This is a genomic window from Rathayibacter sp. AY1A7, assembly GCF_002930845.1.
In the GTDB taxonomy this organism is placed as follows: domain Bacteria; phylum Actinomycetota; class Actinomycetes; order Actinomycetales; family Microbacteriaceae; genus Rathayibacter.
The window spans coordinates 14,132-39,622 of record NZ_PSTL01000025.1 but is presented as its reverse complement, the minus strand read 5'-3'; the positions used below and the strand labels follow the sequence as shown (position 1 = coordinate 39,622).

Sequence of the window (25,491 nt, the reverse complement as noted above, 5' to 3'; positions counted from 1 at the left end):
CTCGAGTGCGACGGCCTCCGGACCGTCAGGAGCGGGCGACCGCGGGTCAGGACTCCGTGTCGACGAGCGAGTCGAGGTGGGCGAGGTCCTCGGACGAGATCTCGAAGTCGACATCGGCGTTCTCGACGATGCGCGAGGGCGTCGTCGACTTCGGCAACGGCAGCACGTCCTTCTCGAGCAGGTAGCGGATGCAGAGCTGCGCCACCGACTTGTCGTACTTCGCGGCGATCTCGCCGATGTCGGAGTTGTCGAGCAGGCCGCCCGTCGCGAGCGGCGAGTAGCCCTCCACGAGGATGCCGTGCTCCTTGCAGTACGCGGTCGTCTCGTCCTGGGTGTTGCCGACGAACCAGCGGATCTGGTTGGCGTGCGGCACCACATCGGTCGCCGCGATCAGCGACTCCAGATCGGCGACCTGGAAGTTCGAGACGCCGATGGCGCGCGAGCGACCGGCCTCGAGGATCTCCTCCATCGCCTTCCACGCCGCGATGTTGCCCTCGCGGTAGTCGGACCCCATGTCCTGCCAGGGCCACGGGGCGTGGATGAGGTACAGGTCGACGTGGTCGAGCTCGAGCGCCGCCATGGTGGTCTCGAAGCTCGCCTTCGCGCCCTCGTAGTCCTTCACCTCGGCCGGGAGCTTGGTGGTGATGAACACCTCGTCGCGCGGGACGCCGCTGTCGCGCAGTGCCCGGGCGACGCTCGCCTCGTTGCCGTAGGCGCGGGCGGTGTCGATGTGGCGGTAGCCGGCCTCGAGCGCGGCGGTCGTCGCGTCGTAGGCCTCGGGGCCGTCGGGGATCTGCCAGGTGCCGAACCCGATCTTCGGGATGGCGACTCCGTTGGACAGCGTGAACGTGTCGGTCAGGGCGGGCATGACTCTCCTCTGCATCGGTCTTCTCCGCGGCCCGCCACCGGCGGCGCCGCTCCTTCCACGCTAGGCCGGGCCCCCGGCTCGCGCGGGCCCCTTGCGCTGTGCGCCTGCGGTGCTACGCGGCCGTCGCGCTCCGGGCCGACGACCCCGCAGAAGTCGCAGGACTCGCGCGCGAGTACCGCGACTTCCGCGGACTCGAGCCGGCACCACCGGCCCGCCCCCGCGAGCGGCCGGCGCCTCCCCCCTGAGGCGCCGACCGCTCAGTCCCGCGCCACCGACCAGGGGGTCCGCAGCGCCCGCTCGGCGAGCAGCCGCCGCTCGCCCGTGATCGACACCTCCGCCGTCACCGCCGCGTCCGCCGCCGAGGCGCCGGCCGTCAGCCGCAGCGGCCCCGGGTCCACGGCGAGCCGGCCGTCCTCCCCCGTCACCGCGAGCCGGGCCGCGTCGACGTGGAAGTGCACCGTCATCGTCTCGCCCGCCGCGATCGGCACGCGCGCGAAGCCGATGAGCTGCGCGACCGGCCGCACCACCGCCGAGGTCGGGTAGCCCGCGTAGAGCTGCACCACCTCGACCGTGTCGGCGCCGTCGTTCCGGAGCGATACCGCCACGTCGAGCGATCCGCCGACCGGCAGCTCCGCCGCCGTCGCCAGGTCCGTGTACGTCACCGCGCCGCGGGTCAGCCCGTAGCCGAACGGGTAGAGCGGAGTCGCGTCCAGCGCCGTGATCCCGGGGTTCGAGAGCCCGAGCGACGGCTGCAGGTACGTGGTCGACGCGGACGGGAGCCGCGGGATCTGCACGGGCAGCCGCCCCGTCGGAGCCACGCGGCCCGAGAGCACGCCGGCGACCGCAGCCGCCCCGTCCGCTCCCGGGAAGAACGCCTGCACGAGTCCGCGCGCCGCTCCGAACGCCCCGAGCGCGTAGGGCCGGCCCGAGAGGACGACCACCACGGTGGGCACGCCGGTCTCGAGCACGGCCGTCACCAGCGGCTCCTGCGCTCCGGGGAGGCGGAGGTCGGCCGCGTCGCAGCCCTCGCCCGAGGTGCCGTCGCCGAAGAGCCCGGCGATGTCGCCGACCACGACGACCGCCGCATCGGAGCCGCGGACGAGGTCCACCGCCTCCTGCACGCCGTCGGTCGACGCGGAGGTGATCGAGCCGCCCTCCGCGAAGCGCACGCGCGACGCTCCGAACTCCTCCTGCAGCGCCGTCAGCACCGTCGGGATCGACAGGCCGAGGTCGTGCCCGGGGTGCTTGGAGAGCACGTGGTTGGGGAACGCGTAGCAGCCGACCAGGCTGCGGAACTGGTCCGCGGCCGGTCCCACGACGGCGAGCGAGCCGGAGGACAGCAGCCCCGCGACGTCCTCGTCGCGCAGCAGCACGACCGACTCCTCCGCGATCCGCGACGAGATCGCGCGGTTGCGGGCGCTGTCGAGGTCGACGTCCTCGGCTCCCTCGGGCACCAGCGGGCCGCCGTCGAGCAGGCCCGCCTCGAACTTGTGGCGGAGGTGCCTGGCCACGGAGCGGTCGAGGTCGGCCTCGTCGACGACGCCCTCGCGGATCAGGCGCGGCAGCTCGCCGTACGCCGCCGTCTGCGGCAGCTCGACGTCGACCCCGGCGTGCAGCGCCAGGCGCCCCGCGTCGGCCGCGTCGACCGCGACGTGGTGCATGGCCTGGAGGAACGGCACCGCCCAGTAGTCGGCGACGACCGTGCCCTCGAAGCCCCAGCGGTCGCGGAGCAGCGTCGTCAGCAGGTGCCGGCTGGCGCTGCTGGGCACGCCGTCGATGTCGGTGTACGACGTCATCACGCTGCGGGCGCCGCCGTGCCGCAGGGCGGCCTCGAACGGAGGCAGCACCGTGTCGGCGAGCTCGCGCGGCCCCATGCTCACGGGTCCGTGGTTGCGGGCGCCGCGGGAGGCGGCGTACCCGGCGAAGTGCTTCAGCGTCGCGACGACGCCGGTCCCCTCCAGCCCCGCGACGTAGGCGGCGCCGAGCTGCGAGACCAGGTACGGGTCCTCGCCGAGGGTCTCCTCGACGCGGCCCCAGCGGTAGTCCTTGACGACGTCGACGACCGGGGCGAGGCCCTGGTGGATGCCGAGGGCGCGCATGTCCGAGCCGATCGCCTCCGCCATCTCGCCCACGAGCTCCTCGTGGAAGGTGGCCGCCCAGGCGAGCGGAGTGGGGAACGCGGTCGCGCCGTACGCGGCCAGGCCGGTGAGGCACTCCTCGTGCGCGATGGCCGGGATGCCGAGGCGGCTGCCGGCGACCACGCGCTCCTGCAGCTCGCGGAGCCGGCGGACGCCCTCCGGGACGGTGACCGGCTCGGTGCCGAACACGCGGGTCAGCTGGCCGAGGCCGCCGGTGAAGAGGTCGTCGCCCGCGGCGGGCCCGTCGTCGAGCTTCGGAGCGAAGTCGTCGGCGGAGTCGGTGAGCCAGACGGAGCCGAGCTGCGCGGCCTTCTCCTCGAGGGTGAGTTCCTGGGTCAGGAGGCGGGCGCGCTCGGCCGCAGCCAGAGCGCGGTCCCGCCAGTCCCGCCCGGGAGGACGCGCGGCGTCCGTCCCGGGCAGTGCTGGGGAAGCGTCGTGCATCAGCCCTTGAACGCCCCGTCCATGATCCCGGACACCATCCGGCGGCCGACGAAGAAGAACGCGATCAGCAGCGGGAGGGTGGCCATGAACGATCCGCCCATCGCCAGGGCGACGTCGATCGAGCGGTTGGCCTGCAGCTGCTTCAGCGCGATCTGCACCGTGAACAGCTCCGGCGACTTGAGGACGATGAACGGCCACATGAAGTCGTTCCAGACGGCGGTGAACGTGATCAGCCCGAGGACGAACGCCGCGGGGCGGACCACCGGGAAGGCGATGCGCCAGAACAGCTGCCACGAGTTGGCGCCGTCGATGCGGGCCGCCTGGATCAGCTCGTCGCTGACCGTCGTGGACATGTGCTGCCGCATCCAGAAGATGCCGAAGGCGCTGGCCAGTCCCGGCACGATGATCGCCTGGAGGGTGTCGACCCAGTCGAGCGCCGAGACGATCAGGTACTGCGGGATGATGCTCAGCTGCGCCGGCACCGTCATGGTCAGCAGCACGATGAGGAACAGCACGTTGCGGCCCGGGAACTGCAGCTTCGCGAAGGCGAAGCCGGCCATCGCGCAGAGGATCGCCGAGATGACGGCGATGCTCAGCGACACGATGAGGCTGTTCAGCATCGAGGCGATGAACGGGACGGTGTCGAACACCTTCTCGGCGATCGCCATGAAGTTCGTGCCCGGGTACAGGCGCGGCGGGATCGACGTGACGGCGGTCGCTCCGACCGACGCGACGACGAACATGTAGTAGAGCGGGAAGATCGAGACGAGCACCGCGATCACGAGGAAGACGTAGGTCGGCCAGCCGACTCCGCCGCCCTTCCCGCGCCGCTTCGGCAGCTGTGCCTTCTGGACCGTGGGGGCCAGCGTCTGCGGGACGGCCTGGTCGATCACATCCGACATCAGACGGCCTCCTTCCGGGTGCGGGTGGAGAGGTAGAAGTTGAGGAGGGAGACGAGGACCACGATCACGAACAGCACGACGCCGATGGCGGATCCGTAGCCGAACTTGAACTGGCCGAAGCCCTGCTCGTAGAGGAAGAGCGCCAGCGTCTGGCACTGCCGGCCGGCGCCGCAGGTGAGGCCCGATTCAGGGGCCACCAGGAGCGCCTCCGTGAAGATCTGGAGACCGCCGATGGTCGACATGATCACGGTGAAGACGATGATCGGGCGCAGCGCCGGGATCGTCAGGTGGCGGAACTGCTGCCAGCTGGACGCGCCGTCAACGGAGGCCGCCTCGAACATCTCGCGGGGCAGCGACTGCAGGCCCGCCAGGTAGAGGAGCGTGTTGTAGCCGAACCAGCGCCAGAAGACCATCGTCGAGATGACGATCCAGGAGCCGTAGTTCGTGGCGAGGAAGTTGATCGACGGCAGTCCGAAGATGCCGAGGAACCAGTTGATCAGGCCGAAGTTCTTGTCGAAGATCTGCGCGAACACGATCGCGGTCGCCGCGACGGAGGTGATGTACGGCACCAGCAGAGCCATGCGGAAGAAGTTCGCCCAGCGGAGGCGGGCGTGGTTCAGCAGGTGCGCGAGGAAGAGGGCGAACAGCAGCTGGGGCACCGTCGAGATGATGAAGATGCCGAAGGTGTTGACCAGCGCGTTCCAGAACCGGGAGTCGGCGAAGAGCTGCTGGAAGTTCGCGATGCCGACGAAGGTCTGCTCGCCGATCGGGTTCCAGTCGAAGAGCGAGACGTAGAACGTGAACAGGAGCGGGAAGAGCCCGAAGACGATGAAGATGATGAAGAAGGGCGCGACGTACGCGTAGGGGGCGATCCGCTCCGAGAGGGAGTTGCGGATCCGCGCGGCCTTCTGGACCGGCGCGCTGGGCTGCTTGCGCTGCTTGCGGGGTGGTGCTGCTGTCACCGTTGACACGGGAGTACCTCCGTCGAGAAAGGGGGGAGGGGCCCGGCGCGCGAGGCGCCGGGCCGCTCGGGTGGGTGGTGCGATCAGCCGCCGATGGCCTGCTTGGCCGTGTCGAGTGCGGTCGACCACGCCTTGTCGGAGGTCACGTTGCCGGCCTCCAGCTCGACGAGGGTGTTGAGGAGCGCCCCGTTGATCGGGGTGGTGTCCGGTCCGTTGTAGAAGGACGGGAACTGCTCGACGGAGGTGGCCATGACCTCGCCGATCTTCGAGTCGCCGAAGAACGGGTCGGTGTACGACTGGACCTCTTCGCTGGCGACCGCCTCGGTGGCGGCGGGCAGCGTGCCCGAGGCCTTGAAGTGGTCGGTCTGGCCCTCGGCCGACATCATCGTCTTGATGTACTGCCAGGCGGCCTCGGGGTGCTCGGCGCGGGCGGGGATGGCGATGACGCTGCCGCCCCAGTTGCCGCCGATGCCGGGGACGCTGGTGACGCGCCAGTTGCCGGCGGTGTCGGGGGCGTCGGTCTTGATGCCGGCGAGGATCCACGAGGGGGCGATCGTCACGGCGAAGGCGCCGTTCGCGCGGCCCGGAGCCCAGCCCGAGGACCAGGCGGCGATGCCGGCGCTGATGCCGGCGTCCTTGGTGTCCACGGCGACCTGGAACGCGTCCTTCACCTGCGGGTTGGTGTCGTAGACCAGCTCACCGTCGGGCGAGTAGTACTTCTCCGAGACCTGGTTGACGGTCGAGAAGAAGACGCTGGTCTCGATGTTGTCGACGAACGGCTTGCCGGTCGCCTCGGTGTACTTCTTGCCGGTCTCGATGAAGGACGGCCAGTCCTTCCAGAGCTCGGCGACCTGGTCGGGCTCGGTCGGCAGGCCGGCCTGCTCGAAGAGGTCGGCGCGGTAGGCGAAGCCCAGTCCGCCGACGTCGGTCGGGACGCCCACGACGGAGCCGTCGTCGGCGGTCGCGGCGGAGGCGGCCCACGGGAGGTAGGTCGAGGCGACGTCGTCGCCGCCGAGGGTGCGCAGGTCGAGGAAGTTCGAGCTGTTGGCGACGAACTGGGGCAGGTCGTCGTTCTGGATCATGACCAGGTCGGGCACCTTACCGCCGGCGAGGGCCGCGGTGAGGGCGGTGGCGGTCTCGGTCGTGCTGCCGACCTCGGAGAGCTTGATCTTCGCGTCGGGCATCTTCGCGAGGTACTCGTCGACGCTGTCCTTGGCGTTGATGCCGGTGAAGGACCAGAAGGTGGCTTCGGCGTTCGGGTCGTCCGAGGCGCCTCCTCCCCCTCCGGACGAGCACCCGGTCAGGGTGAGCGCGACTACTGCTGCTGCTGCGGCTACGGCCGTCAGGCTTCTTTTCACGACAATTCCTCTTCGTTGGGGATTCGCAGGGTTTCGGTGAGGGCGGGCCTCAGAGAACGATCTCTTGGCGGCCAACCTAACCCGCCCGCGAGCACGATGCAAGCGAGAACCGGTCTCCGCGAGATAACGATCTCCGCCTAGTATCAAAGGGAAGTTTCGCAAATCGAGCAGTTCCGGACGGCCGCCCGCCGCCCCGTGCGAGTCTTCACTCCGACGTTCTCCCCACCGTGCTCCGCGGGGAGGCGCGGAAGCCGGAACCTCCCCTCGCAGAAGGAAGCAGCATGACTCGACCCACGCTGGTGGACGTCGCCCAGGCCGCGGGCGTCTCGCGCGCCACCGCCGCCCGGGTGCTCGCAGGCGGCACCAATGTCGACGTCCGGATGACCGCCGCGGTCGAGCGCGCCGCGAAGTCCCTCGGCTACGAGGCGAACAGCGCCGCCCGGATGCTCCGCGGCGGGCGGGCCGGGGCCATCGCCCTGATCGTCGCCTTCAACGAGCTCGACAGCCTCACCGGGACGTTCTTCACCTCGGTGCTGAAGGGCGCCGCGAAGGGCCTCTACGCCGGCGAGGTGCAGCCCGTGCTGTTGCCCGCCGACCACGACGACAGCGACCGCATCCCCCGCTTCCTCCGCTCGCGGGCCGTCGACGGCGCGATCGTGATCCTCCAGCACGAGATCACCCACCTCGCCCAGGCGCTGGCCGACTCCCCCGTGCCGATCGCCTGGGTCGGCCGCCCGCGCGTCGCCCTGCCCGAGGACGCGATCGTCATCGACTCCGACAACTACGGAGGCGGCCGCCTCGCCGCCCGCGCGCTCGCCGACTCCGGCCGCCGGCGCCTGGGCATCATCGCCGGCCCGCACGACATGGAGCCCGCCCGCGACCGTATCCGCGGCTGGCGCGACGAGCTGACCGAGCTCGGCCTCGACTCCAGCCCGATCGTGCACGGCGCCTTCACCCTCGAGAGCGGTTCCGCCGCGATGGCCCGCCTCCTGCAGCGCCACCCCGACCTCGACGGCGTCTTCGCCTCCTCCGACCTGATGGCCAACGGCGCGATCCGCGTGCTCCAGGCGTCCGGCCGCCGCGTCCCCGCCGACGTCTCCGTCATCGGCTTCGACGACGTCGTCATCGCGACCACCTCGGATCCGACCCTCACGACCATCCGCCAGCCCCTGGAGGACATGGGCCGCGTCGCCGCCGAGACCGTCGTCGCCGTCGTGCAGGGCCGCCCGGTCGACCGGCAGCCGATCCTCGCGACGACCCTCGTGCAGCGCGAGTCCGCATGACCCCGCCTTCCCCGCACCGCCTGATCGTCAGCACCGACGCCGCGAACGAGGCCGACGACCAGTTCGCGATCGTCCAGGCGCTGCTGACCGACACCCTCGACGTCCGCGGTCTGGTGGCGGCGCACTTCGGCCGGCCGGGGAGCATGCCGGAGTCGCGCGCCGAGATCGACCGCATCGTGGAGTTGGCGGGATCGACGGTGACCGTCGTCGACGGCGCCGAGTCGGCCCTGCCCGCCGAGGCGTCGGACGGCGCCCGCCTGATCGTCGCGGAGGCTCTGCGCGACCACGGCCGGCTGTGGATCGCCGTGCTCGGGCCGCTGACCGACGTCGCCGCCGCCCTGCTGCTCGAGCCGTCGATCGCCTCCCGCGACATCGTGGTCGTCTGGGTCGGCGGCCCGCCCTACGACGAGATCCCCGCCTACAGCCCCGAGTTCAACCTGATCAACGACGTCGACGCCGCGAACGGCGTCCTCGAGTCGGGCATCGCCCTGTGGCAGATCCCGATGCCCGTGTACTCCGGAGTCGGAGTCGGGCACGCCGAGCTCCGCACGCGGCTCCGCGGCACGAGCCCCCTCGGCGACTACCTGGTGGACCAGCTGATCGCGTTCAACGACACCATCCCGTACGGGCCGCTCGACTTCCGGTCGCTGGGTGACAGCCCGGCGATCGGCGCCGTGATGAACCCCGCCGGCGGACGCTGGCGGGAGCGCCGCGCGCCGAGGTTCTCCACGGACGGCGAGCTCCTGCCCGACTCCGGGCCGCACGCGATCCGGGTCTGCGAGGCGTTCGACACCCGCTGGCTGATCGAGGACCTGTTCGCGAAGCTCGTGGAGTTCGGGGAGCGGGCGGGCGGCGAGCGCTGATGGTCCCTCGTGGCGAGGCATCCGATGCGTGCGCTCGCTGAACAAACGAAGGCCTTCTGCGATGCGAGCGGACACCGCGGGTTGCTCGCACGATCCCAAGATCAGGTGTAAAGACGCAGCTCGGCTTCGAGAAGCGACTCAGCCCTGAGTTCCTTTATGAGTTCTTGAAGAGCTTCCACCGCGACGGTCTCGGCGCTCTCCGAGTCGGTCGCCTTGTGCGCAGCTCTCAGTACCGCTTGATGTCTATCGTAGATCGGATCCTCTGCATAAACAGCCTCGAGCACATCCGCGAAATCGACGAAATACCGGTAGAGAGTGCCGATGCCGACGCTGGCGCGAGCCGCCACCTTGGCGGTTGTCGCCCGATCTCTACCCACCTCGATGACGACTTCGCGTGCCGCCGCGACGATCGCGGCTCGCGTTCGATGAGCTCGATCTTGGAGTGGTTTCACTGGTGTGCTGCGATTTTTCGCTCCTGTCATACCTTTCATCCCCTCACCACACGCCTGGAACGTGACACATACTCATATGGTCGATCGGAGTGTGCTGCTAACGAGAGTCGCATTGCGGGCGGCCCCCGAAGTGATCTCACCAGCGCGCTGGCCGCCACCCTTCCGGCCACGCCAACCGAGGGCGCTGAAGCAAGCGAAAGCGGAGGAGAGAAAGAAGTAGAGCCGAATTCACGAAGATCCGAGTAAGACTCCTCGCTCACGAACGCGCCACTTATCCCGCCACTTGAAGCTCCGCTCTTGACCGTTCCTGACTTCGCTGCAAGCCTTCTTCAAACGCGGAGATCAATCCGCATCTGAAAAAACGCTACAGATGAAAGGCCGTTCGATATGCCATTGAGGGAATTCAGAAGTGCCAATGAGAGTAGAGACAAGAAGCTAAAGGTGGATCGCATGAAGCGTTTCCGTTCCTTCGCTGCAAGCCTGCTTATTGCGGGCATCGCAGCCACCGGAATCGGACTGGTCTCTACGGGACCGGTGATGGCAGCACAACCGCCCGCCGGCTACCCCAGTACAGACACCTTCGCGACGGTGTCGAGCAGTACGCATGGGAGTTTCCCGATCCGGCGCGGCTTCTACGATGCAGACATCGAGCGCGGGTGGGGCCTCGACAAGGTTTTCCACAAGCACAACATCTGGAGCACCAACGCAATGAAGAAGGTGATGGCTTCCACGAACAGCACGCTGCAGGGGAACGGCAATTACAATCTCAAGGCCTACGCGGGCAACTACGACTGCGTCGACGGCAGGTGCGTGCTCCGCGAGCAGGTCGAGTTGCTGGGCATCTACAATCCCCGGTCGTACGACCTGTACTACGGATGGCCCGTCGGCGGAAAGATGGGCATGCAGACCCTCTACTGCAAGCAGGGCGGCGAAGCTCGCTGCGCCGACTGGGTGACGTACTCGATTGACTACCCAGGTGTCGACAACCCGTTTAGCCGGTCGAGCACGCCTGCGGAGGAAGGGCTCACGGCGGACCAACAAGCGAAGCAGGCCGAGATCCTCGCGTCGCCGGAGATCGAGGAGCTGAAGGCAGAGATCGCAAGCGACGTGACCGAGGTCGCGTTCGACTACGCGCCCCTGCCGAAGATCATGTTCACGGAGTAAGTTCGGTCAGTAGCAGAGGAGAAGAGATCTACTCTTCTCCTCTGCTACTGTCGATTAGAAGGAGTAAGGCAATGACACAAGCGGAACATACAGCCGACGCCTTCCTGCGAGGAGTGCGTGTCTTCCTAAAGCAAGATCGTGCTGGTGATATCGAACTTATTCACTGCTGGGCACAGGAACCTAATGACGCCTTCATCCTCTATAGATATCGAAGAGGACCCTCCAACGTTTTCGGGTGGCATGAACAGCTTCTCACGTCCGAAGGAGTGGAAGCCGCACTACTTCATGGTATGGATACAGCCCAAGAGCTTTCGGAACCCGTTGGAACCGCGTCTATCAAGGCCGATGAGAATGGCATCAAATGGGTTGGGCAAGCAACGCACGAAGGTTCTCAGAAGCTTCCTGTCGAGGCAGTGACTTCATTGCTTTCCACGAAAAAGGGCTTAAGATGACCGGCCGGCCGTCGCGCAGGCATCCCTCGACGGTGGTGCGATGCAACGTCGCGATTGACGGACGACGCCGAGTCAGGGCGAGCCGCTCGATGGCGGCGACGGTCGCCGGATCCGTGCGCCGGCCGCCCTTGTCGGTCCTCGCAGTGTCGTCGAGCCCGGCGAGCCCGTTCTTCTTATAGAGCTGATGCCAGCGCTGCAGCGTCCGCGTGCCGATGCCGCTCTCGCGGGCGATGGCCGCGAGGGGGACCTGATCTTCGACGTGAAGTCGAAGGATCCGCCACCGCTCGAGGCCGTCCATCAGTCGCTACATCGCTGCGCTCTCGCGGGCCGCGTGGGCCTGCTGGTGACGGTAGAGCGTCGCGCGACTCCACCCGACGAGACGAGCAGCGTCCTCGGCAGTGCGCCCGCGGGCTCGAGCATCAGCGGCGATGGCGAGCTTGTCCGCGACGACTACCGGGTCTGAGAGGGGCCGGCCGAAGCGGGTCCCGCTCGCTCGAGCGGCGGCGATGCCGGCGTTGACGCGTTCGACGATAAGTTCGCGCTCGTACTCGGCGAGGGTGGCGAGCATGTTCAGCATCAGCCGGCCCGTCGACGTCGACGGGTCGATGCCGTCGGAGATCGATCGGACCTGAACGCCGCGCTCGCGCAGCAGGTTCACCGTGTTCAGGACATCGATCAGGGAGCGGCCGAGACGGTCGACTCGCCAGACGACGACGGTGTCCCCGTCCTCGGCGTACTCGAGCAGCTTCTTCATGCCGGAGCGCTCGATCGCGGTCTTGCTCCCCGAGGTGACGTCCGCGAAGACGTCGCGCTTCTGCACCCCGGCGGTGACGAGCGCGTCGAGCTGCAGCTGCGCGTCCTGACTCGACGTACTCACACGCGTATAACCCAGAAGCCTCACGACGTCATTCTGACTCGGAAACACCCTCCGCGTCCTGTCCTGAGACGAAACACGGCAAGACGGCTTTCCGAGACAGAGTCGCGCCCGAGATCTCGTGCACAGCAAACCTCGAGCCACTGCTCGGTCGGGTGTCTCAAAAAGCTACTGTTTTGTGAGGCACTAGAAGACAGAGCTCTCCCCTCCACGGAGGGGCGTTTTCGAGTTACGCCTTGGGGCGTCGGCTTCGCTGGAGGAGGGCCTTGCGTCGAGCGGGCTCCTTGCTGGGAAGGAAGATGACGAGGAAGTCCTCGATCTTCTTCACCATGAATCGGAGTCCGAAGTAGCTCGTGATGCACACGAGCGCGACGTTGGGGTCCACCTCCTTCAGCAGCATCTCGATCAGCGAGTTCAGCAATGTGACCTCCGCGGGGTGAACGCGCGAGCGCGTCCAGATGACACCGAGCCGGTCGGCTCGGTTCTACTCCTTACCGGCAACCATTCGGGTGCCGGCAGGAGAGGAGTGGGCCAAGAGAGCGCGAACTGCTCAGATCCTGGGCATGAAAAAAGCCGGCTCGAGGCCGGCTGATCGGGCGACAGGTCGAGTGCCCATCATCAAGGTAGGGGGTGACATCGTTCGGCGGAAAATCGCCGTGCCGCGGCGTGGGATCGCCACTTAGGAGCGTCCAGGGCCTACTCGAAGCGCGGACCGCCCGTTAACGCAGAAAGCCAGCCGGGTGGCTGGCTTCGGGCGCACGTGTATCCATGCGTCATCAGTATGGCTTGAAACAAAGGGGGCAGCAACATTTGCTCACCGATGTGAGCTACGTCCCTGACTGCGCTGCGAGCGTGCCTCGCCGGACGTAGCTCTCGGACACGGGCGGTTGGACACGCTTCGCCGCGCGGCGTGCCATCGATGGAGGCCAGAGCGCCTCTGGTCGCCAGAATCGATTTGTGTCGATAACATCGGTGAATGCCGATTGATCATGTGCGGGGCGCTTCTGCCGCCGTCTCCCTTTTCCACTCCTTGGCCGAGCCCAAGCGTCTTCAGATCGTGCGCCGGCTCCAGCATGGTGAGGCTCGGGTCAGCGATCTGGTGGCGGAGCTGGGGGTGGCGCAGTCGACGGCTTCTGAGCACATGAGTTGCCTGCGTGAGTGTGGGCTGGTCGTGGGGCGTGCGGAGGGACGGCAGGTGTTCTACTCCCTGGCCCGTCCGGAGCTGATCGATCTTCTCGAGTCTGCTGAGGCGCTGCTGGAGGCGACGGGGTTCCTGGTCGATCTGTGCGGCAGGTTCGGGTCGGAAGCTCGCAGCGCGCGTGACGCGGACGCAGTGTCGGATGCTGGTCGGGGCGCGGAGGTGGCGAAGTGATCGGCACGATCGTCGCGGCGATCGGCTTGTTTGCTGCGACGAACATCGACGACATTGTGGTTCTGACGGTGCTGTTCCTCGCGTCCGCCCGTGGCTCACTGCCCGGATGGAGGGTCGTGGCGGGGCAGTACCTCGGCTTCGCGACTCTCGTCGCAATCAGCGTCGTGGCCGCCGCCGGCCTGACGATCATCCCTGACGAGTGGGTGGGGCTTCTGGGCCTGATCCCGTTGGCAATCGGTCTGTACGGGCTCATCCGCACCCTGCGCCGCAGGGGCGATGATGACGACGACGACGACGACGACGAGAGTTCGATCAGCGCGGTCGGGCTGCTGGGCGTCGCGGGGATCACAATCGCGAACGGCGCAGACAACATCTCCCTCTACACGCCTGTGTTCCGCACCAGCCCGATCCCGGACACGGTGGTCACGATCATCGTGTTCTTCCTCCTCGTCGCGGTGTGGTGCCTGGTCGCCCGCGTCGTCGGCACGAACAAGACGGTGACGGAGCTGCTCGAGAGGGTCGAGCACTGGCTCGTGCCGGCCGTGTTCATCGGCCTGGGTCTGTTCATCCTGATCGAGTCGGGTGTCGTACCCCGACTCCTCGAGCTGCTCTGATGCCCGCCACACGCAGGCCCGTCCTCCGGGTCGCCTTGGTGGCCGCGCTGATCGCGGCCGCATTCGCTCTCGATCAGCTCACGAAGAGCTGGGCACTGACGCAGCTGGATGACGGGCAGACGATCGAGCTCGCGCTCGGGGCGCGGTTCGAGTTGATCTTCAACCCCGGCGTCGCCTTCGGGATGGGCTCAGAGCCGGGACCTCCCCTGGCGGTGGGACTGATCGTCGTTCTCACGACCCTCACGGTGTGGGTGTTCGTGCGGGCCGTCCGCGGCGCTCCGCTGGGCGGTACGGCTCTTCTCGCTCTCGCCGCCGGCGGCGGCGTGGGGAACATCTGGGACCGCATCAGCCGCGCCGCAGACACGCCGCTGAGCGGGGAGGTCGTGGACTTCATCGCGGTCGACTGGTTCGCGATCTTCAACATCGCCGACATCTTCACCACCTGCGGCATCGCCGGCTGGGCCGTCCTGCAAGTCTTCAGCAGAGCGGACGCTCCCGAACCGCAGACGAGCGAAACCTGATGGAGGCGCAGGCCTGCGCCTCTCCTTCCGCCGGATCACGGCACCGTTCCCTCGTTTCTGCCGACCATCGGCCTGACAGAAAGCACCACACGTGAGAACCAGCACCAAGGTCAACCTGATCGCGATCGCCGCGGCTGTCTTCGTCGTCGCGGTCATCGCCGCGATCGCAATCTTCCGGCCGTTCTCTTCCTCCCGCGAGGAGGTCGCCGCCGCGACCCCCGTCCTCGAACAGAACACGCACGTGCTCGATCAGGCGGAGGACGGGAAGGTGACGCTGGTCGAGTTCCTCGACTTCGAGTGCGAGGTCTGCGCGGCCGTGTACCCGACCATCGAGCAGCTGCGTGAGGAGTACGCGGGACGGGTCACGTTCGCGACCCGCTACTTCCCGATCCCCTCGCACCGTAACTCCGAGAACGCGGCCGTCGCAGTCGAGGCAGCCGCGCGGCAGGACCGGTTCGAGGAGATGTACGACCGGATGTTCCAGACGCAGGCGAGCTGGGGTGAGAGTCAGGACTCCAAGGCCGACGTGTTCCGCGGTTTCGCGGAGGAGATCGGCCTCGATCTGGAGCAGTACGACGCGGATGTGGCTGACCCGTCGACGTTGGAGCGGGTGCGCTTTGATTTCGAGGCGGGCAAGAACCTGGGGGTGCAGGGCACGCCGACGATCTTCGTGAACGACGAGGCGATCCAGCTCGAACGCATCGAGGACATCCAGGCCGCTCTCGACGCCGCCCTCGCCTCGTGAGCGCCCTCAGCCGTCGCGCCCTACTGGCCCTTCCCCCGCTCGCGATGATCGGCCTCGGGACCAGCGGATGCGCGCGGGATGACCTCGCAGAGCAGTACCGGGGTGGGTCGAATAAGAACTACGTCGCCGGCGACGGCACCGTCATCGAATGGCCTGTCGGCAGCCGCGGCGAGCCGGTCGACTTCGTCGGAACGAGCGAGACGGGTGACGCGATCAGTTCCGACGAGTACCGCGGGCAGGTGCTCGTCGTGAACTTCTGGTACGCCGCGTGCGCGCCCTGCCGTGCCGAAGCACCCGACCTGCAGGCGCTGCACGAGCAGTACGACGGGAACGGTGCGGCGTTTCTCGGTGTCAACGTTCGTGACCAGGCCGACACCGCCACCTCATTTGCGAACACCTACGGCATCACCTACCCCTCGATCATCGACACCGACGCCGCCGTGGCCCTCGCGTTCTCCGGGAAGTTCGCCGCGAACGCCGTCCCCACCACGCTCGTGCTCGACGTCGACGGCCGACCCGCCGCGCGGATCCTCGGCCGGGTCACTGCCCGCTCCATCCTCGACACCCTCATCGCGGACACCATCGCGGAGGCGGCCTCGTGAACTGGGGAGAGGCCGTGTTCAGCGGCCAACTCCTGCTCGCCGCGCCCATCGCGGTCCTCGCCGGCCTCGTTTCGTTCGCGTCCCCGTGCGTGCTGCCCCTCGTGCCCGGCTATCTCGCCTACATCGGCGGGAACCCCGACCTCGCCGCCGGCAGCCGCCGTCGCCTCGTCGCCGGGGTGGGCCTGTTCGTCGCCGGATTCGCCGTCGTGTTCATCGCCTACGGCGCCGCGTTCGGCGCCCTCGGGACATGGCTGCTCGAATGGCAGGACACCGTCACCCGCATCCTCGGGGCGCTCGTGATCCTCATGGGTGTCGTGTTCATCGGGCAGGTCCGGTTCCTGCAACGCACCATCCGCCCCCGCTGGAAACCCGCGACCGGACTCGCCGGAGCACCCCTGCTCGGTGTCGTGTTCGGGCTCGGCTGGACACCCTGCTTCGGGCCCACCCTCGCCGCGATCTCCGCGCTGAGCCTGGACGGCGCCTCCGCCGGCCGCGGCGCGTTCCTCGGCCTGCTGTACTGCCTGGGCCTGGGACTGCCGTTCCTGCTGATCGCCCTCGGATTCTCCTGGGCCGCCACCGCGACCAGCTTCCTCAAACGCCACATCCGCACCATCAACCTCCTCGGCGGAGGGCTACTCATCCTCATCGGCACCGCCATGGTCAGCGGCCTGTGGACCCAGTTGATCTACCGCCTCCAGAACCTGATCAACGGATTCGTCCTCCCCATCTGACCCGTCACCCCCGCCCCGAGAGGACCACCGAATGAGCGCACTCACCCCCGCCGAGACCGAACAGCTGACCCGACGCGGGCTGCGCCTGGCGCAGTTCACCGTCGCCTACAACGTCATCGAGGGCATCGTCGCGATCGCGGCCGGTATCGCCGCGGGACTCGTGTCCGTGATCGGGTTCGGCATCGACTCCGGCATCGAGTCGATCGCCGCCGTGCTGGTAGGGCTGCGCCTGGCGGCGCGGCTGCGGCATGGTGAGGCGGACGAAGCGAAGGAGCGGCGCACGTTGAAGTTCGTTGCCGTGACGTTCTTCCTCCTCGCCGCCTACGTGAGCATCGAGGGCATCCGCAGCCTGATCGCGGGTGACGCTCCCGAGTCCTCCCCGGTCAGCATCGTGCTCCTGATCCTCTCGATCATCGTCATGCCGGTCCTTGCGGCGGTGAAAACGCGTGTCGGGAAGAGGCTCGGAGACCCCCTGATCCTCGCGGACGCAGCGGAGACTCGGATCTGCGTGCTGTTGAGCGTCTCCACCCTCGTCGGGCTCGTCCTCTACGCCCTCACTGGAGCCGCGTGGCTTGACCCGGTTGCAGGGTTCGTCATCGCTCTCTTCGCCATTCACGAGGGACGCGAGGCCTGGGAAGGCGAGCTCGTAGAAGACGACGATGACGATGACTAGAGCGGGCGCCGACAGGCGAGCCACGAGCGGGCTGACGATTGATGTTCCGGGGCAGACACCCTCAACCTCAGAAGTGCTCTCCTCGGGTGCGACGCGCACGGCGGGAGGATGATCGGAGAATGATGATCGAGGTTCTTCACATCGACGACTGCCCGAACTGGAAGGACGTCGGCCCTCGCCTGGACCAGGCGCTGAAGTCCACCGGCCACTCCGACATCCCCGTCACCTACCGGCTTCTGGCGACACCGGAGGACGCCGCCGGCGTCGCTTTCGCGGGTTCCCCGACGATCACCCTCGACGGGGAAGACCTGTTCCCGTCGGGCGGGCGGACCACGGATCTTGCCTGTCGGATCTACTTCACGCCGAGCGGGCTGGCGGGTCTTCCGACGACGGAGCAGCTCGTGGAAGCGATCGCTGCCCGTGAACCCTGATTCCTCCGTCACCTGTTCCTGCTGCGGACGGGCCCGCCGTCGACGTCAGGTTCACGCACTCAACGATGGCGCCGCGTACGTGTGCCGGCGGTGCGGGCTCTGGATAGCGCTGCGCCCGGGCAGCGATCACCCCCGCGCCTCCTCATTGTCTCGGCGCTGACACGCCGGAACTCAACGCCGGTCAGGTCGTTCGGGTTGCTCTCAGCCCGATCCGGGTGCGGCCGCGAGGCTTGAGGACGGACAGGGCGGTGATAACCACGAGAACGACGGCGCCGCCGGCGGTCGCGACGACCAGTTGCGTGCGGGTTCCCTCGAGCGTGGAGGGGATGAGCCCGTGGCGGGCGGCGAGGGACATCGTCTCGATGAGGCGCGTGTGCAGCAGGAGGACTGCGGTTGCGAAGACACTCAGCCACAGCTTGATCGCCACCCAGTAGTGGCGCACCAGTCCCCAGTGCGTTCCGAGGCCTTGCAGGATTCCGGTGGCGAGGGAGGCGAGGGCGAACGGGATGATGACGAACGTCCCCAGCGGGTCCAACGCCAAGTAGGCGCTTCGGACCGTGAAGGGGTCGCTGCTGGTCGCTCCGACGAGCGCGATCGCGAGGAACGCGCCCACCGCGCCGAACCAGCCCACGGACACCAGGACGTGGACGGTGAGGGCGACTCGGCGAGCTCGCGGGCCGAGCATCATCAGTGATTCATCATCTGCGCCCCGCCGCCGGTGAGCAGGTGCACGACGATGAAGCCGATCGCGAGGACGACGACGACGACCATGAACACCTTCACCCAGCGGGGGCGCTCCGGGACGGGCGACGGCGTGCCAGACGGGTTGGAGTCACTCATGCGCTCAGCCTAGGCACCCGCCCAACCCATCCCGTATCGATGTGGTGCGTTGCCCCTGCCCCGACATCTTCGGTCAAGTCGGGAATCTTCCGCCCGATCACCCCGTTGTCTGATACCCCCGGGGGGTATACCGTCGGATCAGGCCGGAAGCGGCCGGAAGGAGTCATGATGGCGCAGCACCACCTGCACGATGACGAGCACGAGAGTGATCACCGCACCGTCGAAGCACGCGACGTCGACGCGGGAAGGACAGGTCATCACGTGAGTACGGCCCCTGACGGGCACGCCGGGCACCAGATGCGCGGAGAGCCTGATCCTCACGCAGGCCACAACATGACGGCGGGCGCTGCCGGCCACGGCGGCCACGGCGGCCACGGCGGCCACGGCGGCCACGGCGGCCACGGCGGCCACGGCGGCCACGGCGATCATGTCGGCCAGTTCCGGCGGTTGTTCTGGATCATGCTGGTGTTCGCGGTGCCGGTGGTCGTGTTCAGCGGCATGTTCTCGATGATCCTGGGCTACTCCCTCCCCGACGTTGCGGGAGTCGGCTGGATCTCGCCGGTGCTCGGGACGGTGATGTACGTCTGGGGCGGCCGGCCCTTCCTGCAGGGCGCGGTGTCGGAGCTGCGCTCGAGGACGCCGGGGATGATGCTGCTGATCGCGTTGGCGATCACGGTCGCGTTCCTTGCGTCGTGGGGTGCGAGCGCGGGGCTCGTGGATCACGAGCTGGACTTCTGGTGGGAGCTGGCGCTGCTGATCGTGATCATGCTGCTCGGGCACTGGATCGAGATGCGCTCTCTCGCGCAGACGTCCTCCGCGCTGGACTCTCTCGCGGCGCTGCTGCCGGATGAGGCGGAGCGGGTGCGCGAGGGTGAGGTGGAGAAGGTGTCTCCCGCGGACCTGGTGCAGGGGGATGTCGTGGTCGTGCGTCCCGGCGGCCGGGTGCCGGCAGATGGCCGGGTCCTCGAGGGCACCGCGGACGTGGATGAGTCGATGATCACCGGGGAGTCCCGTGCGGTCAGTCGCGGCCCGGGGTCGATGGTCGTGGCCGGCACGGTCGCCACGGACACGGCGTTGCGGGTGGAGGTGACGGCCGTCGGAGACGACACCGCTCTCGCCGGCATCCAGCGCCTGGTCACGGAGGCGCAGAACTCGTCCTCCCGGGCGCAGCGCATCGCCGATGTCGCTGCCGGGTGGCTGTTCTGGTTCGCGTTGGGCGCGGGAGTGATCACCGCGATCGTGTGGTCGCTACTGGGCAGCCCCGACGACGCGGTGATCCGCACCATCACGGTTCTGGTCATCGCGTGCCCGCACGCGCTGGGACTCGCGATCCCGCTGGTGGTGTCCATCGCGACCGAGCGCGCCGCGAAGGGCGGCGTCCTCGTCAAAGACCGTCTCGCGTTGGAGAGCATGCGCACGGTGAGCACGGTCCTGTTCGATAAGACGGGCACCCTGACCAAGGGCGAGCCCACTCTTGCCGCCGTGCACACCGTCGACGGGGTGAACGAGGAGCAGCTGCTCGCGGTCGCCGCGGCGGTCGAGGCGGACAGCGAGCATCCCCTCGCGCGGGCGATCGCGGGAGCCGCGACTAGCCGCGGCGTACAGGTGCCGGAGGCGACCGGCTTCCAAGCGTCGACCGCTGTCGGCGTCACGGCGCAGGTCGAGGGCCGCACGGTGAGCGTCGGCGGACCGTCGATGTTGCGCGCGCACGACGCGGTCGCGCTCGAGCAGACACGCGCGTGGGAGGCGGAAGGGATGATCATCCTGCACGTCCTCCGTGACGGTCAGGTCATCGGTGCCCTCGGGCTCGCGGACGAGGTGCGGGAGGAGTCCCGGCAGGCTGTCGACGCGCTGCACGCGATCGGTGTGCAGGTGGTCATGATCACCGGCGACGCGGAAGCGGTTGCCCGCACCGTGGGCGAGGAGCTCGGCATCGACCGGGTGTTCGCCGGCGTGAAGCCGGAGGACAAGGCCGCAAAGGTCATCGAGTTGCAGCGCGAGGGCCGACGAGTCGCGATGGTCGGCGACGGCGTCAACGACGCTCCCGCTCTCGCGCAAGCCGACGTGGGAATCGCGATCGGCGCGGGCACCGATGTCGCGATCGCATCCGCCGGGGTGATCTTGGCCTCCGATGACCCCCGGTCGGTGCTGTCCGTGATCGAGCTGTCCCGGGCGAGCTTCCGGAAGATGAAGCAGAACCTGTGGTGGGCGGCCGGCTACAACCTCCTCTCCGTCCCCCTGGCCGCCGGAGTACTGGCCCCGATCGGTTTCGTGCTGCCGATGTCGGTGGGAGCTCTGCTGATGTCCGCATCGACTGTCGTGGTCGCTGTGAACGCGCAGCTGCTGCGTCGGCTGGACCTCACCCCTGAGGCCAGCACGCGGTCAGCGCTGGCTCGAGGGGGAGACGGTGCCTCGCAGCCGCGAGCATCGCGCCACGAGGTCACCGAGCTGTCGTAGCCGCCTCAGTGAGAGCCGCAGCGTCCGGTCCGAGGGCCCGGACGCTGCGGGACCGCTCACACGGCTACGGCACGACGGCGAAGCAGTTCCCGAACCATCGGGTAGGCGGTGAGGAATCCGAGGACGAGGCCGATCTGCATGAGGAAGAAGAACCGGATGTCGGTCGGAGCTGGCATGAAGTTCCCGAAATGCATGAGGAGCATCCAGCCGCCCATACCGATATCGAAAGCCACCACCGTCAGTGCCGCCGCCACCAGCGCCACCCCGGCACGTCGTCCCGCGGTACCGCGGGACACGGGTGCGGCGAAGAAGTACTCGAAGACGAACAGCAGCCCGATCGCCAGCAGGGCGATGACGATGATCAGCACCCACAGGTTCGTGCCGGCGATGGTCAGGCCGCTCGCCACGACGAGCGGCACCCCGATGAAGTGCCCGACCGTCGCCGCAGCACCACCGGGCGTGCTTCCCGCGACAGCGTCGCGGCTGAGACGACCATCCGACCCGACCTCGGAAGGCGAGGACGGGGCGGAATGGTCCCTGCCCCATCTGCGGAACGCCCAGACGGCGGCCGGCCCCAGAAACAGCGCCGCGACGGGCCACACCAGGTTCATCGCACCGTTGCGTTGACGGTGCCGCCGACCGACGATCTCGTACAGAACCACGATCGCGCTCAGCACTCCCAGCGCGACGAAGAACCAGGACACGGGTGTCAGCCAGTCCGGGAAGGCAGGTTGCATGGACGTCATATCCATCATGTCGTCATTCATTGTCTTGGTTTCCTTTTCAGCTTCAGGCATATGAAGAATTCATAGCCGTGTAGTGGGTAAGAGGTAATTGGTTCCGCCGCGGTTGGCGAGGCAGGGCGGATGTTCTCGTTATGAGGACGGGCGCAGCACCGTCCAGGTGAGGCCGTAGTCGCGGCTGGCGACGATGCCGCGGTCATCGGCGGCGAGGACCCATCTCTCCTCGCCGTCGACGATCGCGAATGCCTCCGGGGTTCCCGTGAGAGTTCCGTGGCTCTTCCAGCCGCCGTCGGCGGTGCCCGTCCACACGGTTCCGTCGACGTCGACGCCGACCAGTTCGCCGGTCGCGCTGCTTTCCACGAGGTACAGCGCTGGAGCGTCGGGAACAGGCTGGAATGTGATCCCGGCGTCGTCGCTGACCTGCAAGCCCGTCTCGGTGGTCGCGAACACCCGGTCGGGGCGTTGCGGATCGGCGCTCAGATCGCGCAGCGCCAGTTGCGCCGTCGACGTCCAGCTCGTTCCCGAGTCGTCGCTGCGACGGATCGTGGCGTCACCCGCGTCATATCCGTAGACGCGGGTAGCTGTGTCGGTGAGGGCGACGGTTGCGAGGTCGTGGAAGTCCGTCTCCCCGCTGAGGGAGAGCGGCTCCCATGTCGCGGCCGCGTCGGTACTGCTGATCAGGCCCAGGTTGGGTCCTGCCGCTGAGCTATCCGCGGGGTCGGGATGCCCGGAGGCATAGAACACACCCTCCGCGGTGATCGTGAATCCCATCGTGTCCTGCGCCCGCCCACCGATCGGCCCCGTGCCCGAGCTTGCGTCGACACTTGCAGGAGGGGTGGTGGGGTAGGTGTCGGGGAGGGCGTCGGTGGGGATCACCCACACTCCCGAGTGCGCAGCCGCATAGGTGAGCCCCGTCACCGGATCCCAGCCCAGCCCGTGCACGTGCTCCAACTCGCCGTGTTCTGACGCAGGCGCGCCCGTCTCCTGACCTGCCGTGGTGGTGCAGCCGGTGAGCAGGGCCACCGTCAGGATGACGACGACGGCCCCCATGCGGGCGTGGCATGCGACTCAGCCAAGACCGACCCCCAGATCGCTCATGAAGCCTTCCGGGTCCACGGGGCTGCCGTCCACGCGCGTCTCGAAGTGCAGGTGACAGCCGGACGAGGCCCCGGTGGAGCCCACGAGTGCGATCAGGTCGCCGGCGGCGACCGTGTCGCCCACATTCACGAGCAGGTCGCTGTTGTGCGCATAGCCGGTCTCGATGCCGTCGCTGTTCTCCAGCAGGACCCAGTTGCCGTAGCTGCCGGCGTACCCGGCTTCCTCGACCGTGCCGCCGGTCGCCGCGACCACGGGGGTTCCGCAAGGGGCGGCGAGGTCGGTGCCCTTGTGGAACGCGCTCACTCCCGCGACCGGAGCATCCGGGCGAGGACCGAACGTGCTTGAGATGCGGCCCGCGACCGGCACCCGCCAGGCAGCAGCCGCGATACCGCTGTCCTCGATGGACGCGGCGGAATCTTCTGATGCGTCGTCCACGAGTTCCGTGGCGACGGCGGCGGTCACCAATACTTCGGGTTTAGCTTCGGCGCCGAACGCGTCCCGGGTGACGGTGAGCTGCACCGCGCCGGCCGCGACGAACGTCTGCGGCTGCACCTCGCTCGCGGCGGCCAGGGCCGCGGTCGTGGTCGGGGTGCTCTCGACGGCGAACGCGGGCATCGAGGAGGTCACCGCGATCATCGTGACGAGAGTCATCGCGGACATCCCAGCCAGACGCGGCCGCATCGTGGCCGTGCCCGGCGGGATCGGTCGCGGACGGGCCGCCGCGCGCGCGGCCTGCTGCAACGCGTGAGCGTCCGCGCGGGAGGGCGCCGTGTACGTCACCCGGCGTCCGAGCGTTAGCGCGGCCTGCCGCGGGGACGTTTCGCGGGTGCGGGTTCGGGTGCGGTGCAGGTCACGGCGGCGCGGGTCACTCATCGACGCGGCGTTCACCGGGCAGTTCCCGACCGAAGCGGACGAGGGTGAAGAGGAATGTGGTGCATGGGAAATGTTTCTGGTTCGAGCGCCCTCGACGGGCGCGAAGAAGAAAAGGGGCGGGGATCGCCAGGTACGGCGACCCCCACCGGGGCGCGGCGGTAGCGCGCGCGCTCGGGCGCGACGCAGCAGCGCTGCGCCCGCCCAAGAGAGGGAAAGGGGTGGAGAGGGGAGACGGGTCAGCGGGACGCGAGGAGATCCTGCATGGTCGCGATCTCCTCCGTCTGCGTCTGCACGATCATCTCGGCCATGTCGATCGCGTCCGCGTTCTGGCCCTCATCGACCTCGGTCTGCGCCATCTCCACGGCACCCTCGTGGTGCATCATCATCTGCTCAAGGAACAGCTTCTCCGCCTCGGCGCCGGTCGCGCTCTCCAGCGCAGACATGTCCTCGTCGGACATCATCCCGTCCATGCTGTGGTCCATGCCCGACATCGAGCCCTCAGCACCCCACGCGCTGATCCACTCCTCGAGCTGAGAGATCTCCGGCCCCTGCGCTTCCTTGATCTGCGTCGCCAGGTCGGTCACCTCGGTGCTGATGCCGTCCTTCGCGAGGATCATGTCGGCCATCTCCACCGCCTGCTCGTGGTGGGGCTTCATCATCTGCGCGAACGTCACGTCCTGGTCGTTGAAGTCCTCCGCCGACGACGCGGACGACGAAGACGGTGCGGCAGACGCGGACGAGCTGCTGTCGCTCATCCCCTCCATGCCGCTCGTCCCGGAGGAGCTGTCCGAGCAGGCGGAGAGAGTGATCGCGGTCGCCAGAGCGAGAGTCGAGGCGAGAAGAGTGCGCTTGGTGTTCATGAGTGTCGTATCCGTTCATTCGGTTGCAGAGAGTCGCCGGAACCGCACCCTGCGGGCGCGGTGATGAGGTCGCAGCGGACGCTGCGACGACAGGGCGAATCAGGTACGACTGATCGACAACACCGTCAACGACGGCAGATACACGTGGAACCTCGCACGCGGCACCAGCCGCGCCAGACGAGGACCGGCGTCCAGCACGCGTGCGAACAGCGCCGGCACCCGGGCCAGGAGGATCAGGGAGGCGAGGAAGAAGACGATGACGCACGTCGCCGCCATCAGAGCGCACCCCATCGCGCAACTGTCATCACACGGCACCATCGGCACGACCGCGCCCTGATCGGCGCCGGCCGCAAGAGCCATCCCGCCCGTCGACGCAGCTACCGGGTCGGCGTGAGCATCGGTCTGCGCGTGCGTGTGTCCTGCGGACAGAGAGGCGTCGGAATGGCTGCCCATCATGGAGTGCATCGCGAACACGCCCAGCAGCAGAGCGGCCAGCGTCAGCACCACGACCACCGCGCGCGTCAGCGGCGTGGACAGCGAAGAAACGACGTTGCCGCTCATCATCCACACCTCCGAAACCGCACGTCACTCGTTCGAAGGCATCAGAAGGGACACCCACGCATACCCCCCTAGAGTATGCAGAAAGCAGCCGGAGCGGCTGAAAAGCCCCTCCGTACCCGTCCGCCCCGCGCAGCAGCGGACGAGCTGCACCAGCACCAGGGGGATGAGGACACCGTGACCGAGCAGACGAGCGAGCAGGCCGATATCACCGGCGCCCACGGCTACATCTCCGACAAGGACCAGTACCTCCGTCGGCTGCGCCGCATCGAGGGACAGGCTCGCGGTTTGCAGAACATGGTCGAGGACGAGCAGTACTGCATCAAGATCCTCACCCAGATCTCCGCGATGACCAGCGCCCTCGAATCCGTCGCACTCGGTCTCCTGAACGACCACCTGAATCACTGCGTCCTCGAGGCCGCTGCCGCCGGCGGCGACGACGCGAAGATCAAGCTGCAAGAAGCCTCTGACGCCATCGCGCGGCTCGTCCGCTCTTGACCTCCAGCGCTAGTTGACCCGTCTGCAGATCGCCCCGGGACGTTGAATCTTGGGAAGTGAACCCGAGACCCGTCCGGAATGGACGCGGCACTCGAGCCTCGCGCGTTCAGGGTGTGAT

Annotated in this window: 28 protein-coding genes; 13 read left to right on the top strand and 15 right to left on the bottom strand. The window is 68.0% G+C overall.

The features are described from left to right. Window positions 1-46: 46 nt before the first annotated feature. The 5 genes from C5B95_RS15245 to C5B95_RS15225 form a co-directional block, all read right to left on the bottom strand. On the bottom strand, window positions 47-868 hold the full coding sequence (locus C5B95_RS15245) for an aldo/keto reductase (protein WP_104349557.1): 822 nt from the start codon (window positions 866-868) through the stop codon (window positions 47-49). 257 nt (window positions 869-1,125) lie between these two features. Then, on the bottom strand, window positions 1,126-3,447 hold the full coding sequence (locus tag C5B95_RS15240; RefSeq protein ID WP_104349556.1) for a glycoside hydrolase family 3 N-terminal domain-containing protein: 2,322 nt from the start codon (window positions 3,445-3,447) through the stop codon (window positions 1,126-1,128). Further along, window positions 3,447-4,349, bottom strand: coding sequence for a carbohydrate ABC transporter permease (locus tag C5B95_RS15235; RefSeq protein WP_104224678.1), 903 nt, complete (start codon window positions 4,347-4,349; stop codon window positions 3,447-3,449). Before C5B95_RS15235 ends, C5B95_RS15240 begins: the two co-directional genes overlap by 1 nt. Beyond that, complete coding sequence (locus C5B95_RS15230; protein WP_104224677.1) at window positions 4,349-5,311, bottom strand: carbohydrate ABC transporter permease; 963 nt, start codon at window positions 5,309-5,311, stop codon at window positions 4,349-4,351. Before C5B95_RS15230 ends, C5B95_RS15235 begins: the two co-directional genes overlap by 1 nt. 83 nt (window positions 5,312-5,394) lie before the next feature. Continuing rightward, window positions 5,395-6,669 carry an extracellular solute-binding protein gene (locus C5B95_RS15225; RefSeq protein ID WP_104226495.1) on the bottom strand — a complete coding sequence of 425 codons (1,275 nt, stop codon included), beginning with the start codon at window positions 6,667-6,669 and terminating at the stop codon, window positions 5,395-5,397. Between the two features lie 281 nt (window positions 6,670-6,950). Here C5B95_RS15225 and C5B95_RS15220 point away from each other — a divergent pair, with 281 nt between their 5' ends. Together C5B95_RS15220 and C5B95_RS15215 are read left to right on the top strand one after the other, a co-directional pair. Beyond that, the gene (locus C5B95_RS15220) at window positions 6,951-7,952 is read left to right on the top strand and encodes a LacI family DNA-binding transcriptional regulator (protein WP_104224675.1); all 1,002 of its coding nucleotides are present in this window, start codon (window positions 6,951-6,953) and stop codon (window positions 7,950-7,952) included. Next, window positions 7,949-8,815: a nucleoside hydrolase gene (locus C5B95_RS15215; RefSeq protein ID WP_104349555.1), complete on the top strand. Its 867-nt coding sequence runs from the start codon at window positions 7,949-7,951 to the stop codon at window positions 8,813-8,815. The genes C5B95_RS15220 and C5B95_RS15215 overlap by 4 nt, the downstream gene beginning before the upstream one ends. A 101-nt stretch (window positions 8,816-8,916) precedes the next feature. On the opposite strand, the gene C5B95_RS15210 is transcribed toward C5B95_RS15215, so the two are convergent. Continuing rightward, window positions 8,917-9,267 (bottom strand): TetR/AcrR family transcriptional regulator, encoded by a 351-nt coding sequence (locus C5B95_RS15210; protein WP_181068105.1) that lies wholly within the window; start codon window positions 9,265-9,267, stop codon window positions 8,917-8,919. A 441-nt stretch (window positions 9,268-9,708) separates the two neighbouring features. Here C5B95_RS15210 and C5B95_RS15205 point away from each other — a divergent pair, with 441 nt between their 5' ends. After that, window positions 9,709-10,431, top strand: a complete 723-nt coding sequence (locus C5B95_RS15205) for a hypothetical protein (protein WP_146076631.1) — start codon at window positions 9,709-9,711, stop codon at window positions 10,429-10,431. A gap of 357 nt (window positions 10,432-10,788) precedes the next feature. Here the strand turns inward: C5B95_RS15205 and C5B95_RS15200 are convergent, their stop codons facing one another. The 3 genes from C5B95_RS15200 to C5B95_RS15190 form a co-directional block, all read right to left on the bottom strand. Continuing rightward, window positions 10,789-11,181: a helix-turn-helix domain-containing protein gene (locus tag C5B95_RS15200; RefSeq protein WP_258060033.1), complete on the bottom strand. Its 393-nt coding sequence runs from the start codon at window positions 11,179-11,181 to the stop codon at window positions 10,789-10,791. Window positions 11,182-11,187: 6 nt separating this feature from the next. Further along, window positions 11,188-11,784 (bottom strand): recombinase family protein, encoded by a 597-nt coding sequence (locus C5B95_RS15195; RefSeq protein WP_104349553.1) that lies wholly within the window; start codon window positions 11,782-11,784, stop codon window positions 11,188-11,190. Between the two features lie 202 nt (window positions 11,785-11,986). Further along, window positions 11,987-12,178, bottom strand: coding sequence for a hypothetical protein (locus C5B95_RS15190; protein ID WP_104349552.1), 192 nt, complete (start codon window positions 12,176-12,178; stop codon window positions 11,987-11,989). Between the two features lie 555 nt (window positions 12,179-12,733). On the opposite strand from C5B95_RS15190, the gene C5B95_RS15185 reads away from it, so the two are divergent. From C5B95_RS15185 to C5B95_RS15150, 8 genes are all read left to right on the top strand, one after another. Further along, window positions 12,734-13,129 carry a helix-turn-helix transcriptional regulator gene (locus C5B95_RS15185; RefSeq protein WP_104349551.1) on the top strand — a complete coding sequence of 132 codons (396 nt, stop codon included), beginning with the start codon at window positions 12,734-12,736 and terminating at the stop codon, window positions 13,127-13,129. Next, window positions 13,126-13,743, top strand: coding sequence for a cadmium resistance transporter (locus tag C5B95_RS15180; protein WP_104349550.1), 618 nt, complete (start codon window positions 13,126-13,128; stop codon window positions 13,741-13,743). The genes C5B95_RS15185 and C5B95_RS15180 overlap by 4 nt, the downstream gene beginning before the upstream one ends. 38 nt (window positions 13,744-13,781) lie before the next feature. Next, on the top strand, window positions 13,782-14,264 hold the full coding sequence (locus tag C5B95_RS15175; RefSeq protein WP_181068104.1) for a signal peptidase II: 483 nt from the start codon (window positions 13,782-13,784) through the stop codon (window positions 14,262-14,264). Between the two features lie 91 nt (window positions 14,265-14,355). Next, window positions 14,356-15,009, top strand: coding sequence for a thioredoxin domain-containing protein (locus tag C5B95_RS15170; protein ID WP_104349548.1), 654 nt, complete (start codon window positions 14,356-14,358; stop codon window positions 15,007-15,009). Further along, complete coding sequence (locus C5B95_RS15165) at window positions 15,006-15,611, top strand: TlpA disulfide reductase family protein (RefSeq protein WP_104349547.1); 606 nt, start codon at window positions 15,006-15,008, stop codon at window positions 15,609-15,611. The genes C5B95_RS15170 and C5B95_RS15165 overlap by 4 nt, the downstream gene beginning before the upstream one ends. After that, entirely contained in the window at window positions 15,608-16,342 is a 735-nt protein-coding gene (locus C5B95_RS15160; protein ID WP_104349546.1) for a cytochrome c biogenesis CcdA family protein, read from the top strand. Before C5B95_RS15165 ends, C5B95_RS15160 begins: the two co-directional genes overlap by 4 nt. A 31-nt stretch (window positions 16,343-16,373) precedes the next feature. Beyond that, window positions 16,374-17,015, top strand: a complete 642-nt coding sequence (locus C5B95_RS15155) for a cation diffusion facilitator family transporter (protein WP_055794460.1) — start codon at window positions 16,374-16,376, stop codon at window positions 17,013-17,015. 119 nt (window positions 17,016-17,134) lie between these two features. Then, on the top strand, window positions 17,135-17,446 hold the full coding sequence (locus C5B95_RS15150) for a hypothetical protein (RefSeq protein ID WP_055794463.1): 312 nt from the start codon (window positions 17,135-17,137) through the stop codon (window positions 17,444-17,446). Between the two features lie 181 nt (window positions 17,447-17,627). Here the strand turns inward: C5B95_RS15150 and C5B95_RS15145 are convergent, their stop codons facing one another. Beyond that, complete coding sequence (locus C5B95_RS15145) at window positions 17,628-18,134, bottom strand: DUF2269 domain-containing protein (protein ID WP_219812995.1); 507 nt, start codon at window positions 18,132-18,134, stop codon at window positions 17,628-17,630. Between the two features lie 317 nt (window positions 18,135-18,451). Between C5B95_RS15145 and C5B95_RS15140 the strand changes: the two genes are divergently transcribed. Beyond that, window positions 18,452-20,743, top strand: a complete 2,292-nt coding sequence (locus C5B95_RS15140; RefSeq protein ID WP_104349545.1) for a heavy metal translocating P-type ATPase — start codon at window positions 18,452-18,454, stop codon at window positions 20,741-20,743. A gap of 56 nt (window positions 20,744-20,799) precedes the next feature. On the opposite strand, the gene C5B95_RS15135 is transcribed toward C5B95_RS15140, so the two are convergent. From C5B95_RS15135 to C5B95_RS15115, 5 genes are all read right to left on the bottom strand, one after another. Beyond that, window positions 20,800-21,540 carry a DUF4396 domain-containing protein gene (locus C5B95_RS15135; protein ID WP_104349544.1) on the bottom strand — a complete coding sequence of 247 codons (741 nt, stop codon included), beginning with the start codon at window positions 21,538-21,540 and terminating at the stop codon, window positions 20,800-20,802. 78 nt (window positions 21,541-21,618) lie between these two features. Continuing rightward, window positions 21,619-22,536: a F510_1955 family glycosylhydrolase gene (locus C5B95_RS15130; protein WP_104349543.1), complete on the bottom strand. Its 918-nt coding sequence runs from the start codon at window positions 22,534-22,536 to the stop codon at window positions 21,619-21,621. 18 nt (window positions 22,537-22,554) lie between these two features. Then, window positions 22,555-23,235, bottom strand: coding sequence for a M23 family metallopeptidase (locus tag C5B95_RS15125; RefSeq protein ID WP_146076630.1), 681 nt, complete (start codon window positions 23,233-23,235; stop codon window positions 22,555-22,557). Between the two features lie 458 nt (window positions 23,236-23,693). Then, entirely contained in the window at window positions 23,694-24,317 is a 624-nt protein-coding gene (locus C5B95_RS15120) for a DUF305 domain-containing protein (protein WP_104349541.1), read from the bottom strand. Window positions 24,318-24,416: 99 nt separating this feature from the next. Next, a complete protein-coding gene (locus C5B95_RS15115; protein ID WP_104349540.1) occupies window positions 24,417-24,881 on the bottom strand; it encodes a hypothetical protein in 465 nt (154 codons plus the stop codon). Window positions 24,882-25,052: 171 nt separating this feature from the next. Between C5B95_RS15115 and C5B95_RS15110 the strand changes: the two genes are divergently transcribed. Continuing rightward, window positions 25,053-25,373, top strand: coding sequence for a metal-sensitive transcriptional regulator (locus C5B95_RS15110; protein WP_308197450.1), 321 nt, complete (start codon window positions 25,053-25,055; stop codon window positions 25,371-25,373). The last annotated feature ends 118 nt before the right edge of the window (window positions 25,374-25,491 follow it).